General features: G+C 64.5%; 15 protein-coding genes. 8 read left to right on the forward strand and 7 right to left on the reverse strand.

Translation table 11 applies throughout. The features are described 5' to 3' along the window. Nucleotides 1-14: 14 nt before the first annotated feature. Both EV687_RS12805 and EV687_RS12810 read right to left on the reverse strand, forming a co-directional pair. Complete coding sequence (locus tag EV687_RS12805) at nucleotides 15-1,403, reverse strand: hypothetical protein (protein WP_130466511.1); 1,389 nt, start codon at nucleotides 1,401-1,403, stop codon at nucleotides 15-17. Between the two features lie 125 nt (nucleotides 1,404-1,528). Beyond that, nucleotides 1,529-2,419, reverse strand: coding sequence for a LysR family transcriptional regulator (locus tag EV687_RS12810; RefSeq protein ID WP_122227996.1), 891 nt, complete (start codon nucleotides 2,417-2,419; stop codon nucleotides 1,529-1,531). A 137-nt stretch (nucleotides 2,420-2,556) separates the two neighbouring features. Between EV687_RS12810 and EV687_RS12815 the strand changes: the two genes are divergently transcribed. Then, entirely contained in the window at nucleotides 2,557-2,934 is a 378-nt protein-coding gene (locus tag EV687_RS12815; RefSeq protein ID WP_122227993.1) for a hypothetical protein, read from the forward strand. An 83-nt stretch (nucleotides 2,935-3,017) separates the two neighbouring features. Here EV687_RS12815 and dnaJ read toward each other — a convergent pair whose 3' ends face one another. The 4 genes from dnaJ to EV687_RS12835 all read right to left on the reverse strand — a co-directional run bounded on the left by dnaJ (nucleotide 3,018) and on the right by EV687_RS12835 (nucleotide 7,823). Then, nucleotides 3,018-4,160 (reverse strand): molecular chaperone DnaJ, encoded by a 1,143-nt coding sequence (gene dnaJ / locus EV687_RS12820; RefSeq protein ID WP_122228958.1) that lies wholly within the window; start codon nucleotides 4,158-4,160, stop codon nucleotides 3,018-3,020. 168 nt (nucleotides 4,161-4,328) lie between these two features. Beyond that, a complete protein-coding gene (gene dnaK / locus EV687_RS12825; RefSeq protein WP_278044263.1) occupies nucleotides 4,329-6,296 on the reverse strand; it encodes a molecular chaperone DnaK in 1,968 nt (655 codons plus the stop codon). A 98-nt stretch (nucleotides 6,297-6,394) separates the two neighbouring features. Then, nucleotides 6,395-6,985: a nucleotide exchange factor GrpE gene (gene grpE / locus EV687_RS12830; RefSeq protein ID WP_122227987.1), complete on the reverse strand. Its 591-nt coding sequence runs from the start codon at nucleotides 6,983-6,985 to the stop codon at nucleotides 6,395-6,397. Between the two features lie 124 nt (nucleotides 6,986-7,109). Continuing rightward, the gene (locus tag EV687_RS12835; RefSeq protein WP_122227984.1) at nucleotides 7,110-7,823 is read right to left on the reverse strand and encodes a Crp/Fnr family transcriptional regulator; all 714 of its coding nucleotides are present in this window, start codon (nucleotides 7,821-7,823) and stop codon (nucleotides 7,110-7,112) included. A 151-nt stretch (nucleotides 7,824-7,974) separates the two neighbouring features. Between EV687_RS12835 and EV687_RS12840 the strand changes: the two genes are divergently transcribed. From EV687_RS12840 to EV687_RS12870, 7 genes are all read left to right on the forward strand, one after another. Then, nucleotides 7,975-10,149, forward strand: a complete 2,175-nt coding sequence (locus EV687_RS12840) for a TonB-dependent receptor (RefSeq protein ID WP_162846579.1) — start codon at nucleotides 7,975-7,977, stop codon at nucleotides 10,147-10,149. A gap of 120 nt (nucleotides 10,150-10,269) precedes the next feature. Beyond that, a complete protein-coding gene (locus tag EV687_RS12845; protein WP_242612622.1) occupies nucleotides 10,270-11,310 on the forward strand; it encodes an ABC transporter substrate-binding protein in 1,041 nt (346 codons plus the stop codon). Between the two features lie 68 nt (nucleotides 11,311-11,378). Further along, a complete protein-coding gene (locus EV687_RS12850; RefSeq protein ID WP_122227978.1) occupies nucleotides 11,379-12,380 on the forward strand; it encodes a FecCD family ABC transporter permease in 1,002 nt (333 codons plus the stop codon). Continuing rightward, complete coding sequence (locus EV687_RS12855) at nucleotides 12,373-13,113, forward strand: ABC transporter ATP-binding protein (RefSeq protein WP_122227975.1); 741 nt, start codon at nucleotides 12,373-12,375, stop codon at nucleotides 13,111-13,113. The genes EV687_RS12850 and EV687_RS12855 overlap by 8 nt, the downstream gene beginning before the upstream one ends. A gap of 40 nt (nucleotides 13,114-13,153) precedes the next feature. Further along, on the forward strand, nucleotides 13,154-13,768 hold the full coding sequence (locus EV687_RS12860; protein ID WP_122227973.1) for a hypothetical protein: 615 nt from the start codon (nucleotides 13,154-13,156) through the stop codon (nucleotides 13,766-13,768). Further along, on the forward strand, nucleotides 13,765-14,397 hold the full coding sequence (locus EV687_RS12865) for a hypothetical protein (protein WP_122227970.1): 633 nt from the start codon (nucleotides 13,765-13,767) through the stop codon (nucleotides 14,395-14,397). Before EV687_RS12860 ends, EV687_RS12865 begins: the two co-directional genes overlap by 4 nt. Continuing rightward, nucleotides 14,394-15,074, forward strand: a complete 681-nt coding sequence (locus EV687_RS12870) for a hypothetical protein (RefSeq protein WP_242612623.1) — start codon at nucleotides 14,394-14,396, stop codon at nucleotides 15,072-15,074. Before EV687_RS12865 ends, EV687_RS12870 begins: the two co-directional genes overlap by 4 nt. On the opposite strand, the gene EV687_RS12875 is transcribed toward EV687_RS12870, so the two are convergent. Continuing rightward, the gene (locus tag EV687_RS12875) at nucleotides 15,047-16,594 is read right to left on the reverse strand and encodes a DASS family sodium-coupled anion symporter (RefSeq protein WP_122227967.1); all 1,548 of its coding nucleotides are present in this window, start codon (nucleotides 16,592-16,594) and stop codon (nucleotides 15,047-15,049) included. The genes EV687_RS12870 and EV687_RS12875 overlap by 28 nt on opposite strands. Between the last annotated feature and the right edge of the window lie 179 nt (nucleotides 16,595-16,773).

Below are 16,773 nucleotides of genomic sequence, written 5' to 3' on the forward strand. Positions count from 1 at the left end.
AAGGTGTGGACGATTCATCGGCGGGTCTCCTCGCGCTGGCTCAGGATGGCGCGTGCGGCATCGGCCACGGCCGGCGTGTCGGCGCTGGCATTCTCGGGACGGTGGCGGGGCAGGGGCTCCGCATAGGCGATGGCCGCCGGCGCTGCATGGATGGTCAGCGGCGGTTGCAGACGCAGACGCGGGTGGGCAGCGGCGTCTGCATCCCCGGCCCCGGTGGCGGTGGCCTCGGCAATATCCGGGCACGGGTTGGCGTTGTACCAGATCGGTTCGAGCGATTGCAGCATGGCCGTGCGATCGGGCTGCTGCTCGGCCACCTGCCGGCCTTGCGGGTCTTCCCAGTGGTGCCCGCTCAGCACCTGCATCTCGATGCCGCAGTGGCCCATCACGGTGTCGATCTGCTCATCGTCGTAGGCATCGACGCCTTCCGGAGGTGGATGGATGTCGGTGCGCGGCATGACCTGCAGCGTGTAGAAGCCCCCTTCGAGGAGGTGCAGAATCGGCGCGGTGCGCTGGCCAAAGCGCAGGTACTGGCGGTTGACGGCCTGCTCCACGCGGGCCAGGGCCTCGGCCTCGTGCGGCCAGGGAAAAGGCGTCTCCTGCGGGGTGCCCGGGCCGTACCGGTTGCGGCGCCACTGTGCGCGTTGCAAGGCCACCGCGGCAAGCACGTCGCGCGGGGTGGCCGCCGTGGTGCTGGCGGTGATGGCGGCCAGATCGGGCGCGAACTCATGCTGCTCCAGCAGCGCCTGCGAGTCTTCCTGCAGGATGGCCATGGTTGGCAGGTATGTCAGCGGCGCAGGGGTGATGCCGGCCTGCTGGCGCCGGGCCGGCAGCAGTTCGGGATTGGCGGCGGCCAGACAGGCCATGCCGATTTCCGAACGGTCCGGCCACTCCTCGCCACCGCCGCCGGCGCGGCGGGGATTGTTGTGGCGCAGCGCCATGGGCCGCTCGATCAGTGGTTTGCCGCTGTCATCGGTCAGCGCCTCGGTCAGATCGGCAAACACGCCGCTCTGGCAGTCGATCAGGCGGGTCACATACTCGAAATGGGCGGTCTGGTAGAGCTGTTCGGGCCAGTCTTCGCCGCCATGGCGCGGATAGCGCGTGGCCGATGCCAGCAGCTGGTCGCTGCGCCAGCGCAGCGCGCCCAGGTCCACGGCGTGGGCCGTGTCCCCCTCGTACATCGGAAAGTACAGCCAGCGTTCAGCGGCCCCGAAAGGCAGGTCCAGCGGGCCGGATTGCTCCAGCGCCGAGAGCCGCAGCGAGGTCGGGCGGTCACCCCACTGCCGGCTGATGTGGGCACAGAATAAGGTCGCGAGCGCCAGGACAAGGCCGATGGCGGCAAGCAGGGCCAGCCGCCATGCCGTGCGGCGGCGCGGCGCAGGGTGGGGGATGGATGTGTTGGGCATGAACAAGGTGCTGTCGAAGGCATTTCCCGGGGCTGGCAGTATAGGCGTTGTAGCCATTCGTCCAGGGCCAGGTGGATGGGCCGGCGCGGTGACCAGTTGCCATCAATATCAATACCGCCTGCGGCTCAGCGGCCGCGGAATGCCGCCATCACCTGCGCTGCCAGTGCGTCTTCCATCGCGCCGCCATTGGGCCGTTTCATCAGAACCAACTGATACGCTCCGAGCTCCGGCAGGCCTGCATCATCAAGGCGCTTGAGTGGTGGGCGCACCAGGCTCTCCGGGAACGGGGCCACCGCCAGATCCGCCAGCATTGCGGCGCGCTGCCCCGCGCAATGGTCACACGAATAGACGATGCGGTAGCGCCACCCGGTGCGATCGAGTGCATCCAGCGCCATGGCGCGCCAGGGGCATCCTGGTTGCGCCAGTGCCAAGGGCAGCGGCGAGCGCTGGCCGGCAACCCCGCCATCCCTGCCTGCCCATACCAGGGGTTCGCTGTGGACGATCTCGCCGCGTCCATTCAGGTCCAGTCGTCCGCGCGTGATCAGCACGAGATCGAGTTCGCCGGCATCGAAGCGCGGCAACAGGGTGGCGCTGGTGGCGACGGAAACATCCATCTCGACCGCCGGAAAGGTGCGCGAGAAATGCGCGAGCACGGAGGAGAGGACGCGCTCGACCACGTCGTCGGTGGCGCCGAATCGCACACGGCCTTCGAGTGCCGGCGCCCGGAAGCGCCCGACCGCCTCGGCATTGATCTTGAGCAACTGCCTGGCGTAACCCAGCAGCAGCTCGCCTTCCCCGGTGAGACTGACGTGCCGGGCCTCGCGGATGAACAGCGCCTGCCCGAGCATCTCCTCCATTCGCTTGATCTGCATGCTCAAGGCCGAAGGCGTGCGGAACAGCTGCTGGGCCGCACGGGTGAAGCTGCCGCTTTCGGCAATCGTCACGAAGGTGCGCAACACCTCGGTCTCCAGCAACGGCAAGGCCCGTCGCGCCAGATGACAATCGGCGTCGTCCATGCGTTAAACCTTTAAGAAAAATTGAAATTAAAGTGTAGTATTTTTCGTTTTACTGATCAATCATCCTTCGGCACAGTGTCTCTCGGCACCGTTGCCATGGTGCCTTCTTTTTCAATGACCGGCAGGAGGACCACCCCATGATGGATGACCAAGATAGACACGCGCGGACTCTGCAACTGGGTAGCAAGGCCGGCTGCCCGCAGTCCCCGAAACAGCCGCTGCCGCGCACTCCGATGCCTGTGCCGCCCGCGTTCGGGCTCATGCATGTGATTGGGATGGCCGTGTGGCGTTATCGCCGGCGGCGTTTGTTCCGGCGCCACCTCTTGCCCCTGCTGACGCTCGGCGATGATTTGCTGGGTGATCTCGGGTACCGCCGGGCCGACCTGCTGTGGGCCGCGCGCCTGCCGCTGCGCGTGGACGCCATCGGGGCACTCGTGGAGCGCCGGCGGCAACGGTCAGCGCGCCCGGCGATGCGTTGCCGGGCCCTGCCTCATGCATGCCGTGGAAAGGCATGAGGAATTGCCGGAACAGGCTGCAGCCCACGCCAGGAGAGCGCCCTGCGGGTGCGGCCCGGCCAAGCGAATGACTCAGCGAATCTTCAGCTGAAGAAACGCTTGAACTTGTCGGCAAACGACTGGCTGCTGGGCGAGTGCTTGCCGCCGCCCTTTTTCAGCGAGTCGTCCAGATCCTTGAGCGTCTTGCGCTGGAATTCGGTGAGCTTGACCGGGATTTCCACCTCGATGTGGCAATAGAGGTCTCCGGCCAGGCTCGAGCGCAGGCCCTTGATGCCCTTGCCGCGCAGGCGGAACTGCTTGCCCGGCTGGGTGCCCTCGGGGATATCGATCAGGGCCTTGCCAGCCAGCGTCGGCACCTCGATTTCACCGCCCAGCGCGGCCGTGGTCATGCCGATGGGCACGGTGCAGTGCAGGTCGTCGCCGTCGCGTTCGAAGATCTCGTGCGGCCGGATGCGGATCTCGATGTACAGGTCGCCGGCCGGGCCGCCATTGGTGCCGGGCTCGCCATTGCCGCTGCTGCGGATGCGCATGCCGTCGTCGATGCCGGCCGGGATCTTGATCTCCAGCGTCTTCTGCGTCTTGATCTTGCCCTGGCCATGGCAGGCCGCGCAGGGCTCGGGGATGATCTTGCCGCTGCCGTGGCAGGTCGGGCAGGTCTGCTGCACGCTGAAGAAGCCCTGGCGCATCTGCACCACGCCGTTGCCGTGGCAGCTCGGGCAGGTCTTGGCGTCGGTGCCGGGCTTGGCGCCGCTGCCGTGGCAGGTGCTGCAGTCTTCCCAGGAGGGAATCTTGATCTGCGCGTCCTTGCCCTCGGCGGCTTCCTCCAGGCTGATCTCCATGGCGTAGGAGAGGTCGTTGCCCTTGTACATCTGGCGTCCGCCACCGCCGCCGCCACGGCGCTGCTGGTTGAAGATGTCGCCGAAGATGTCGCCAAAGGCCTCGGCGAAGCCGCCAAAGCCCTCTGCGCCGCCGCCGAAGCCGCCGCGCATGTTCGGGTCCACGCCGGCGTGGCCGTACTGGTCGTAGGCGGCCTTCTTCTGCGGATCGGAGAGGATCTCGTAGGCTTCCTTGATTTCCTTGAACTTTTCTTCGGCGCCCTTGGATGCCTCGCCCTGGTTGCGGTCCGGGTGATGCTTCATGGCCAGCTTGCGGTAGGCCTTCTTGATCTCGTCCTCGCCAGCGTTCTTGGGAACGCCCAGAACCTCGTAGTAGTCGCGTTTAGCCATCGTGTTGGTCAACCCGCCCGGAGCGGGCTCATCATCGTCGTTCATGAAAGCAGCAACGCCGCACTGGGCCACGGGCCCGGTGCGGCGGCTCGATGCAGTGCGATGCCGCACGCAATGTCGATGCCAGGATGCCGGGTGGCCGCATGTCGCCACCCCCATTCAGCCGGATCAGTCCTTCTTGACTTCCTTGACTTCGGCATCCACCACATCGTCCTGGGCGGGCTGGGCCTGCTCGGCGCCACCGGCGGCTGCGGTACCGCCTTCGGCGTTGCGGGCGGCGGCCTGGGCTTCGGCATAGACTTTCTCGCCCAGTTTCTGGCTGGCCGTCAGCAGCTCGGCGGACTTGCTGGTGATGGCATCCTTGTCCTCGCCCTTGAGGGCTTCTTCCAGCTCGGCAGCGGCCTTCTCGATGGCTTCCTTGTCAGCGGCATCGAGCTTGTCGCCATGTTCGGCCAGCGACTTGCGGATGTTGTGCAGCGTGGCTTCGCCCTCGTTCTTGGCCTGCACCACTTCGAGCTTCTTCTTGTCCTCGGCGGCGTTGAGCTCGGCGTCCTTGACCATCTGCTGGATCTCGTCCTCCGACAGGCCCGAGTTGGCCTTGATGGTGATCTTGTTTTCCTTGCCGGTGCCCTTGTCCTTGGCCGAGACGTGCAGGATGCCGTTGGCGTCGATGTCGAAGCTCACCTCGATCTGCGGCGTGCCGCGTGGAGCGGGTGCGATGCCTTCCAGATTGAACTCGCCCAGCAGCTTGTTGGCGCTGGCGATTTCGCGCTCGCCCTGGTAGACCTTGATGGTCACGGCCGGCTGGTTGTCGTCGGCGGTGGAGTAGGTCTGCGCGTGCTTGGTCGGGATCGTGGTGTTCTTGTTGATCATCTTGGTCATCACGCCGCCCAGGGTTTCGATACCCAGAGACAGCGGGGTGACGTCGAGCAACAGCACGTCGGAGCGGTCACCCGAGAGCACCTGGCCCTGGATGGCGGCGCCCACGGCCACGGCTTCGTCAGGGTTGACGTCGCGGCGCGGTTCCTTGCCGAAGAATTCCTTGACCTTTTCCTGCACCTTGGGCATGCGGGTCTGTCCGCCGACCAGGATCACATCGTCGATGTCGGAGACCTTCACGCCGGCATCCTTGATGGCGGTGCGGCAGGGCTCGATCGAGCGGACGATCAGGTCTTCCACCAGCGATTCCAGCTTGGCGCGCGTGAGCTTGATGTTCAGGTGCTTCGGGCCCGAGGCATCGGCGGTGATGTAGGGCAGGTTGATGTCGGTCTGCGTGCTGTTGGAAAGCTCGATCTTGGCCTTTTCGGCGGCTTCCTTCAGGCGCTGCAGGGCCAGCACGTCCTTGGACAGGTCGACGCCTTGCTCTTTCTTGAACTCGTCGATGATGTAGTTGATGATGCGCTGGTCGAAGTCCTCGCCACCCAGGAAGGTGTCGCCGTTGGTCGAGAGTACTTCGAACTGCTTTTCGCCGTCCACGTCGGCGATTTCGATGATCGAGACGTCGAAGGTGCCGCCGCCGAGGTCATACACGGCGATCTTGCGGTCGCCCTTGCCGGCCTTGTCCAAGCCGAAGGCCAAGGCTGCGGCGGTGGGTTCGTTGATGATGCGCTTGACTTCCAGGCCGGCGATGCGGCCGGCATCCTTGGTGGCCTGGCGCTGGGCGTCGTTGAAGTAGGCCGGCACGGTGATGACGGCTTCGGTGACGGTCTCGCCCAGGAAGTCCTCGGCGGTCTTCTTCATCTTGCGCAGGATCTCGGCGCTGACCTGCTGGGGCGCGAGCTTCTGGCCGCGGGCCTCGACCCAGGCGTCGCCGTTGTCGGCCTTGATGATCTTGAAGGGCATCTTCTCGATGTCCTTCTGCACTTCCTTGTCCTCGAAGCGGCGACCGATCAGGCGCTTGACGGCGTAGATGGTGTTCGCGGCGTTGGTGACGGCCTGGCGCTTGGCCGAGGCACCGACCAGGATTTCGCCGTCCTGCTGGTAGGCGACGATCGACGGCGTGGTGCGGGCGCCTTCGCTGTTCTCGATGACGCGGGTGGAATTGCCTTCCATCACCGCCACACAACTGTTGGTGGTGCCCAGGTCGATACCGATGATTTTTGCCATTTGATTCTTCTCCTTAGACTGCGTGAATATGGGAATGCTCGCTATGTGTGGCCCGTGGCGGAGGATTCAAGGGCGGTCGGCGCGAAAAGATTCGCGCGCCGCGGCGACGCTCCCCACCGGGGCACGGCTCACCGCTCGGCGGCCACCGTCACCAGGGCGGGGCGCAGCACGCGCTCGCCGATGGCATAGCCCTTTTGCAGCACGCCAACGATGGTGTTGGGGGCCTGGTCGGCCGGCACGGCACTGATGGCCTGGTGGTGGTGCGGATCGAACTTGTCGCCGACCGCGGGAGCGATGGTGTGCAGCTTGTGGCGCTCGAACACCGATTGCAGCTGGCTCTGGGTAGCGCGGGTGCCTTCGAGCAATTGCTCGGCGCTGGCCGATTCGATCGCCAGCGCGGCATCGAGGCTGTCGGCCACGGCCAGCAGGTCGTGGGCGAAGGATTCGATGCCGAACTTGCGGGCCTTGGAGACATCCTCCTCGGCGCGGCGGCGGGCATTCTCGGCATCGGCCTTGGCGCGCAGGTATTGCTCGGACAGTTCGGTGTTCTGGGCCTTGAGGGCTTGCTGCTCTCCGAGCTGTGTCCTGAGGGCTTCGACTTCGGCGTGCAGACCGGCCAGTTCCTCATTGACGTCCGGTTCCGTCTGCCGGGCCTGGAACTGGTCTGGCGTATTGCCGGGCTGATGGGAGGCTGCGGTGGTTTTCTCGGTTTCTGACATGTTCGGAATGGCTTGGGATGGTGGGTTGAATGCGGCGGCACGGCAATGGCAGATGGCACCATGGCCGTGCTTTATCACACGGCATCTGGGGGCAGCCTGCCAAGTTTCAAGAACCGGGGTTGTATCAGATCCGCCGATGCGCATCCACCATGCCTTCCAGTGAGGCGATGTTCAGGATATGCAGGCCGGAGCGGTCCCGCAGGATGAGGCCCTTGCGCTGCCATTTCGAGAGGATGCGGCTGACGGTTTCGGCGCGTATGCCGAGTTTGGTCGCCACGTGCATCCAGGATAGCGGCAACCGGACCGGATTGGCATTGCGCGGACGTCCGAACCTCAGCACGTATTCGGCCAGGCGCTGTTCCGCCGTGCTGGAGGTCAGCCAGTCGATCTGTTCCGTATGGTGATGCAGCAGCCATGCGCTGTTGCTGATGACGCGCAGGGCGAATTCCGGCTGGGTCTGGCAGAACCGGCGCAGGCAGCGATCGCTGAACAGCCAACCCCGGCCAGGGGTGCTGGCGCGGATGGTATGCCAGTGCAATTGGGGCTGGGCGAAGATCGATGGCAGCGCGGCAAAGGCACCAGGCCGGATGTGCCCGAAGATTTTCTCGTCGCCTTCGGGCGTGTAGCGCAGCCCTTGCAACTCGCCGGAACAGACCAGCAGGCAGTCTCGGCAAGGCTGACCATGCAAAAAAATTTTCTCTTCTGCCTTGAACGACAGGGGGCGGGCTTCACGGGTCAATTGTCCCAGGGCCAGCGCGTCCAGGCCGGCGAACCAGGCGAGGCCTTCCAGGTGCGGCAGTTGAGCATGTTCGGCGTTTTCGCGATTGACCAAAGTCATTTGATGAAAAGGAATGGTCCTGGAAAATTAAGGATACTGATTTGCATTACGTTCGAATTGTAGAAGCAATGACGTTTGTTTGTCGGGTGGGGGGTCTGCCCGACGGGGCTTGAATTCTGAGCGATGCGGCTCTTTCTTGATGAGGAAAAAAATGCGTAAAACGACATGGGCTGCCGTCACGGCGGTGGCCGCGTTGGCGTGTCTTGCAACCCCGGCCCTGGCGCAGGTCCGGACGCTCGATGCCGTCAATGTCTATGCGGGAAGCGAACAGCCGAACTGGCAGAAGCTGCGCAGCAGCGAGTCGCGGGTGCGGGCCAGGGGCGGCTCCCCCGAGGAGGTCACACTGGAGACGACGTCTTCCCAGCACGTCTCGGTGATTACCGAGGACGAGCTCAACATGGTCAACGCCATGAACACGCTGGACGTGATGGAGCGCCTGCCCGGCGTGACGGTGACGCGCACCGGCAGCCTGGACGGCACCATCGTGCTGCGCGGCCAGAACAGCAGCAACTTCCGGGTGCCGATGTTCATCAATGGCGACCGCTTCCGTGGCCGCCCGGCCTTCCAGTTCATGATGATCAGTCCGACCGAGCTCGAACGCGTCGAGGTCATCCGCGGCCCCGCCTCGATCCGCTACGGCAGCGACGGGCTCTCGGGGCTGGTCAATTTCGTCACCAAGAAGCCCAAGGGCACGCTGGGCGAGCGCTTCACGCTGCAGGGCGGCCAGTTGGATGTGACCTACCGCTCCAACGGCAATGGCCTGCAGGGCAATGTGAGTGTGGAGGCCGCAGGCAACAACGTCGATTTCCGCGCCTACGCCATGGCGCGCCAGTCGCAGAAATACGACACCCCTGCCGGGGAGATCCGCAACAGCGACTACAAGACCGCCGGCGCGGGCTTTGCCGCCGGCTGGATGCCCAACGCCAACGAGCGCTACGAGCTGAGCTACCGCTACGGGGAAATCCGCGATGGCTCCTCCAACGCCACGACCACCGAGAACAACTGGGGGCGGCGCGTGCCGCTGAACATCCACCAGGGGCGTCTTGGCTATGAAGGCACGTTCGAAGACCGCTGGTTCAGCCGCATCGATGCCAGCCTGTATCTGAATATCTTCGAGTCGCTGCTGGAGACCAACACCATCAGCAACAACGGCAACACTTTCCGCCGCCAGACCAACAACGTGCGCGGGCCGAACATTTTCGGCGGCCACCTGACGGTGGAGACGCCGCGCGACGAGCGCGGGCTGGAATGGGCATTCGGGCTGGACTTCGCCAATGACCACTGGCTGGGCGGCAAGACGCGCATCGAGACCCAGGATGTTGCCACCGACTCCTGGACGGACAACGGTAACCCGCGTACCGGACGCAAGTTCACCCAGTTCAACACCGGCCTGTTCGCGCTGGCGGACTGGGAACTGCGCCCGGGCTGGAGCATCAATGCGGGCAGCCGCTTCGACTACTACCTGTCCGATACCGAGGTGGCCTTCCTGGAAAGTGAAGACCTGCGCCCCTTGTTCGAGGCCGCCCAGGACACCAGTACCACGCACTGGACCGGCAGCATCGGCACCTCGTACTTCGTCAACGAAACGGTGGAGCTGACAGCCAGTTATGGCACGGGCTTTCGCATGCCATGGCATTCGGAGATGTTCAGCTCGGGCTGGAATGGCACAACCTATACCATCCCCAACCCCAATCTGAAGCCGGAGGAGTCGATCACCGCGGAAGTCGGCGCGCGTCTGCATTTGCCGAAAGCCTTCGTGGACTTTGCCGTGTTCGATACACGCTATCGCAACTACCTTGGCACGGTGCAAAGTACTTACCTGGGCCAGCCTGCGACGCAGACGGTGAACCTTGGCAAGGTGCATACCAAAGGCCTTGAACTGGCCGGCAAGTGGCAGTTGACCGGCCGGGTCAACCTGCACGGCAACGCGGCCTATGTGCGTGGCACCAACCGCCTGACCGGCGCGCCGGTCAGCGGCCTGGCACCGTGGAGCGGGCTGGTTGGCGCACAGTACGTGGGCGGCAATGACGCCTGGGCCGTCACCGGCGAGGTGCAGTTCGCCAAAGGCCAGAACCGCTGGGATCCCGCCACCGAGTACCGCACCGGCGGCTATGGCGTGGTCAACCTCTATGCGCAGTTGCAACTGGACCGGCTGGGCTTCGAGCAGTTGCAGAACACGCAACTGGTGCTGGGTGTGACGAACCTGTTTGACAAGGAATACCGCTCGGCCAGCACCGGCTCGACCATGAGCCGGCCCATGTCGGAGCTGAACCCGCTGCTCTCGCCCGGCCGCAGTGTCAACCTGACGCTGCGCACCCGGTTCTAAGCCATGTCCATGTCCATGTCCATGTCCATGTCCATGTCCATGTCCATGTCCATGTGTGTGTTTCATCGATGGCAAGCTTGGCTTTGCACGCTTTGGCGCTTGCTGGGGCTCTGCGCGGCAATGCTGGCAACGGGCGAGGCAGAGGCGCAGCGCGACCAACCCGTGGTGCTGCAGGACATGCTGGGCCAGCGTGTCGAACTGGCGCAACCCGCCGAGCGCTCCGTCACCATCCCCATGCCTGCCAGCGCCATGCTGCTGTCGCTGGCAGGCGACGCCGGGAAACTGGCGGGCATGAATCCCAACTCGCATGCGTATATGCAGCGGGGCATGCTGGGGCGCATTTTTCCGGAGACTGCGCACATCCGCTCCGATGTCACGCGCGCCGGTTTTGCGCCGAACGTGGAAACCTTGTTGCAAATCCAGCCGGACCTCATTTGGCAATGGGGCCACTTGGGCGATGACCTGGTTGCGCCGCTGCGCAATGCGGGCCTGCCCGTGGCCGCGCTGCTCTATGGCACGGAAGAGCGTGTAAAGGATTGGATCAGGCTGATGGGCGCATCGCTGGGGCGAGAGGAGCAGGCTGCCGCGCAGCTCGCATGGCGCAGCCAGGTGGAGCAATCCATCCGCGGTGTCACCAGCCATCTGCAGGAAGATGAGCGACCGCGCGTCATGCACTTTTCGCGCTATTTCCCAAGCTATCAGGTGGCAGGTGGAAACGGCAATTTCCAATATGACATTCACCTGGCGGGCGGTCGCAATGTGGCCGCTGGCGTGGGCAATGCCAATACGGTCAACATCGAGCAGATCCTGGCCTGGAACCCGGAGGTCATCCTGCTCAACAACTTCGAGGACCAACTCACGCCCGAGACCATCTACAACGATCCGATGCTCGCCGGGCTGGATGCCGTGCGCAACCACCGGGTCTACAAGATACCTGCTGGCGGCTACCGCTGGGACCCGCCCAACCAGGAGTCGCCGCTGTACTGGCAGTGGCTCAGCGTGATCCTGCATCCGGACAAGTTCGATTGGAAGCTGCGCGATCTGATCCGCCAGAACTACCAGAGTCTCTATGGTTACAGCGCATCGGAAGAGGATGTCGATTTCGTGCTGCACACCGAGCTCAATGCCTCTGCCCACCTGTATGAGCGCTTCAAGAAATGAGTGAGGGCACACGAACAAAGCGCTGGGGCCGCAGCATGGCAAAGCCTGTCCGGTGGATTTGGCCGGCCATGCTGGCCCTGCTGCTGGGCATGATGCTCTGGGCACTGTGCACAGGCCGTTATGGCCTGCCGCCTTTGCGGGCCGTGGCCATTTTGCTGGAGCCGTTGATGCCGCACGCATGGCTGGCCGATGTGGCCGGTGTGACGGATGTGCAGCGGCGCGTGGTCTGGCAGGTGCGCATGCCGCGCATACTGCTGTCCGTGCTGGTGGGGGCCAGCCTGGCCACATGCGGCGCGGCCTTGCAGGGGGCGTTTCGCAACCCGCTGGTGGGGCCGCAGATGCTGGGCATCTCCTCCGGTGCCGCGCTGGGCGGCTGCGTTGCGATTTTGCTGTTCACCTCGCTGCCGCTGATTCTCTCCTGCGCATTCGCCGGTGGCCTGATTGCCGTGGCGATCGTCTATTTTCTGAGCCGCTCGCAAGGCAAGACCACCATGCTGATGCTGGTGCTGGCCGGGGTGGTCACCAGCGCCTTCTTTGCCGCGCTGATCTCGCTGGTCACGTATTTCGCCGATCCCAGCGACACTTTGCCCGCCATCGTCTTCTGGCTGATGGGCAGTTTTGCCACCGCTTCCTACTTCAAGCTGGCCGCGGTGGTGCTGCCCATCGTGGCGGGCATGGCGGTGCTGTTTGCGCTGCGCTTTCGCATCAACGTCCTGTCGCTGGGCGACGAGCAGGCCAGCGCCCAGGGCATTGCCGTGGAGCCGCTGCGCTGGGCGCTGCTGGTGTGTGTCACGCTGGTGGTATCGGCCAGCGTGGCCGTCTCCGGCACGGTGGGCTGGGTCGGGCTGGTGGTGCCGCATTTTGCGCGCATGCTGGTGGGGGCCGATCACCGCGTACTGCTGCCTGCGTCTGCGCTGGTAGGCGGGGCTTACATGGTGCTGGTCGATACCGTGGCGCGCAGCGCCACCAGCGCGGAGATTCCGCTGGGTGTGATCACCGCCTTGATTGGCGCGCCGGTTTTTGCCTGGCTGCTGCGCCGCACGCACGCAAGGGGGTGGCGCAATGATTGAAATGCAAGACCTCGCCATCCAGGCCGGTGGGCGCACCTTGCTGGAAGGCATCAGCCTGCAGGTGCCCGCCGGTGGCATTCTGGCGGTGCTGGGCCCCAATGGCCGCGGCAAGACCACCTTGCTGCGTACGCTGCTGGGTTTGCAACCCGCGGCGGCTGGTGTGGTCAGGTTGGGTGGACATGCCGCCTATGTGCCGCAGCAGACCGATACGCTGTTTCCCTACGATGTGCTGAGCATGGTGACGATGGGGCGCGCGCGCCATCTGCGCTGGTATGCCTCACCGGGCGCCAGGGACATGGCTTTGGCGCGGGACAGCCTGCGCGCGGTGCAACTGGAACATCTGGCAGGCAGCGACTTCCACTCGCTCAGCGGCGGCCAGAAGCAACTCGTCTACATCGCCCGCGCCATCGCCAGCGCCAGCCCGATCATCGTGCTGGATGAACCCATGGCTGCGCTGGACCTGTACAACCAGGACATCGTGCTGGCCATTCTGCGGCGCTTGGCGCGTGAACAGAATCTGACCATCGTTTTTTCTACCCATCAACCGCAGCACGCCCAGCACATTGCCGAGCAAACCTTGCTGATGCATCCCGATGCGTATGAGGTGGGAGTCACCGCCAGCATGTGCACGGATGCGCGCTTGAGCCGCATGTACCGTTTGCCGGTGCGGACTTGCCAAGTCCAGTCCGGGGATGGCCGCAGCGTGCATGGCGCGGTGCCGCTGTTTCACTGACAAATCCGGTTTTCCTTTCTCAAGGAGCACGTTGCCTCTCATGACCCCATCTCTGGCATTCCTGAACTTCGGCGGCGGCGACGGCCCTCCCGCCCTGACCGGCGGACATCCGCCGCGCGTGACCAATCTGCGCCTTTATGACCTGGAGACACTGCCTGGCGATGCTCTGCAGCAATGGCGTGCCATCCTGGTTCCCTGCCATGTGGATCAGCGCTTTCTGCAGTCCCGGCGGCCGCATCTGGAGCGCTATCTGCTCAATGGCGGTACGTTGGTGGTCAATGGCCACGTGGCGTACCCGTTCCTGTGCTGGCTGCAGCCCTTCGAGGCCGCGCCGGCCCTGGGGCTGGAGGGCTTGCGGGTCCATCGCGCCGCGCCTCATCCGATCTTTGCCGGCGTGGACGCAGAGCACATGACCTTTCGCCGTGGCGTGGCGGGGTTTTACGCCAGAGGCGCCAATCCGGTGCCGCACGGCGCGCTGGTGCTGAACACACTGGGGCCGGAGCGCCTGCCCATCGACTGGCTGCTGGAGCTGCCCGGCGGCGGGCGCCTGCTGGTGCATTCCGGCAACGACCTCTGGATGTTCGCGGGCGGCCATGACTCGGCCGCCCGCATCCTGCCACAACTGCTGGACTGGCTGGAGGAGGAGCGGAAATGAACGAACTGCAAGGCCAGACCGTGGTCGCCGCGCTGGATGCCGGCACCTATTACCATCACCGTACTTTTCATACGCCCGAGCTGCGGCGTTGCATTGATCACGTCATCTACCTGCGGGAACTCGACGAACAGGCCATCGCGGATTGCGATGTGCTGATCGTTTCCTGCACTTCTCCGCTGGAGATGCTGGTTGCGCAGCGCGATCTGTTCGCCCGCTTCCTGGCCAGCGGGCGCACGCTGGTGGCGATGGGCGCGAACTCGGCGCATCGCTGGCTCGATGGCGTGCAATGGGTGGAAAGCGCCGTCAACTTCTGGTGGTGGAAGGAGCCCGGCACCGATTCCGGCCTACGCCTGTGCGTTCCGGATCACAGCCTGTTCCAGTACATCACACTGGCGGATGCCACCTGGCACCAACACGGGGCCTTCGTTCCGCCGCCGGGCGCGGTCTCGCTGATAGACAAGCAAGGCGTGGGTTCGGTGCTGTACGAGGATGCCGTCAGCACGCCGGGACGCCTGATTGTCACTTCGCTGGACCCGATGTACCACCACGGCAGTCACTTCATGCCGGCCACCACGCGGTTTCTCCGCGGCTTCCTGCCTTGGCTCAAGGGCTTGCCGCCACCGCGGTGACCGACAGCAGCCTTTCCCTTTACCACTCTCCAGCGGTGGTCCATGTCGTGCAAACACAGCCTTACATTCCCATGAGCATACTTGTCGATCCCCAGCATGAGCCAGTTGTCGGCTCCTTTCCGGACAGCCCCGCCATCTGCATCCTGGCGGAAGAGGGGCCATTGCATGTCCCGTTCGAGGCGGTCCGCGCCTACCATGGCCACGCAGCCTTGGCCATGCTCGCGCTGACTTACCAGGGGCTGAGTGGCGCGATCCGGTGCCTGGAAGTCGCCGGCCGTCCAGTTGCCCGTGCCGATCTGGACGTGTTGAGCGGACACCCCGGTCCAGGTGTCCGCGATGCATTCGAATGTGTCACGCGGGCCGTGACGCGAGAGCGTTACTGTGTTGACACAGACTTGCCATGGGCGCGCCATGACCCGTCCCGCAGCCGGTCGTACAGCTTCGTGCTGACCGCCCAGATGCGGCATGTTCGGGCCATCCTGCGTCCCGGCGTGTTGCCGCCGCGTTTCTTCGAACTGCTTGCGGGTGCACCTGGAAAGCACGCAGGCGAGTTCAGCGAACTCAAGCGCAGCATCGCCTGCGCTGCGTTGGGCCAGTCCCCCGATGCACTTTATGACTTCAGACTCGGGGATGACTCCATCCTGGACTTTTACAACCAGCCCAGCATCGGCCAGTAGGTCATGGCCATCACCAGCATCAGCAGGTAGCCAATGATGGTGAGCGGAATGCCGACCTTGGCGAATTCCTTGGCGTTGAAAGTCTCCGTGCCCAGGCACACCATGTTCTGCGGCGCGTTGATCGGAAGGATGAAGCCGTAGCTGATGGCGAAGCCCAGCAGCATCGACAGGCCCAGTTGCACCTGTGGCGTCAGTGCCGCGTTGGTCTCGCCGATCACGTGGAACATCACGATCATGATCGGCATGAAGAGCGAGGCCATGGCCGTGGCGCTGGCAAAGCCCAGGTGGATGACGATCAGGAAGGCGGCCATTACCGCGAAGATCATGAAGGGCGACATGCCTTCGAGTCCGGCGCCTTGCACCACCCAGTCGCCCAGCCACTTGCCGGCGCCGGTGTTGAGCATGGTGGTGCCCAGGCTGATGCCGACGCCGAACACCAGGATGGTGCCCCAGGGCGCGCGCTTTTGCACTTCCTTCCAGTTGATCACGCCGACGATGGGCAGCAGCAGCAGCGTCAGGCCCACGGCGGTGACGGTGGTGGTGTCGATGTTGTGCAGCAGGCCGCCGCCAGTGGCCCAGAAACTCAACAGCACGAAGGTGATGGTCAGCAGCCGCCACTGGTTGGCCGGGGTCGGCCCCAGTGCCTTGAGTTCGGCCGCAATGGCTTCCTTGCCGCCGGGCACTTCGTCGGCCTCGGGCGGCAGGATCTTGAGCACCAGGAAGAACAGCACCACCGACATCAGGATGGACCACGGCCCACCGGCAATCAGCCACTGGAACCATGAGACCTGGTGGCCGATGTGGCTTTGCATGAAGCCGGTGGTCAGCAGGTTCTGTGCCGCCGCCGTCTGGATCCCCACGTTCCATACGCTGGTGGCCTGGGCCACCATGATGAAGATGCCGACGGCGATGCGCGAGCGCTTCTCGACGCCATAGGCGGCCACCACGCCGGTCATGATTGGCACGATGCAGGCCACGCGCGCGGTGGCACTGGGCACGAAGAGACTGAGCACGATGGTCACCAGTACCACGCCGATGAGGATGCGCTTGGTGCTGGTGCCGACGATGTTGAGAATGACCAGCGCGATGCGCCGGTCCAGCCCGATGTAGCTCATCGCTGCGGCCAGGAAGGTGGCGCCCGCCACCAGCGACCAGGCGGTGTTGGAGAAGCCCGCCAGCGCCATGCCCATGGCGCGGCTCGTGCCCACCAGCGTCTCCGGATTCTGGCTCAGGAAGGCCTTCGAAGCCGCATCGAGCGTAAAGGTGGGTGAGAAGCCCACCAGCAGCGCGATCAGCGTCATGATCGTGATGCAGCTGACTTCATAGCTGACGGTCTCGGTCACCCAGACGATGACGGCGAACAGCAGGATTGCCAGCATGCGGTGCCCGGCGGTCGACAGACCTTCCGGGGTGGGCAGCAGCAGCACGGCCACCATGGCCAGGACGCCAATGAGCAGACCGAACGGAAAGCCGGATCTGCCTGCGGGCGCTGTGTTTGCGGGGGAGGCTTGGGCACTCATCAATTCTTCCTCTCTGTCTATATAGGTATTAGGTATGTGTTGCTTCTCGGCGAGCCGCTCGCGCCGTGCGCAGGGGCGGACGCCACCAGGCAGGTCTGCCCGTTCCCATTGTCGGCCGTATCGAGAGGCATTCGTGTGACGTGCATCAAGGCCACCGGTTTTGCCCGGGGTGCTGTTGC

The sequence above is a fragment of the Corticibacter populi genome (assembly GCF_004217315.1).
Classification (GTDB): Bacteria; Pseudomonadota; Gammaproteobacteria; order Burkholderiales; family Burkholderiaceae_C; genus Lampropedia; species Lampropedia populi.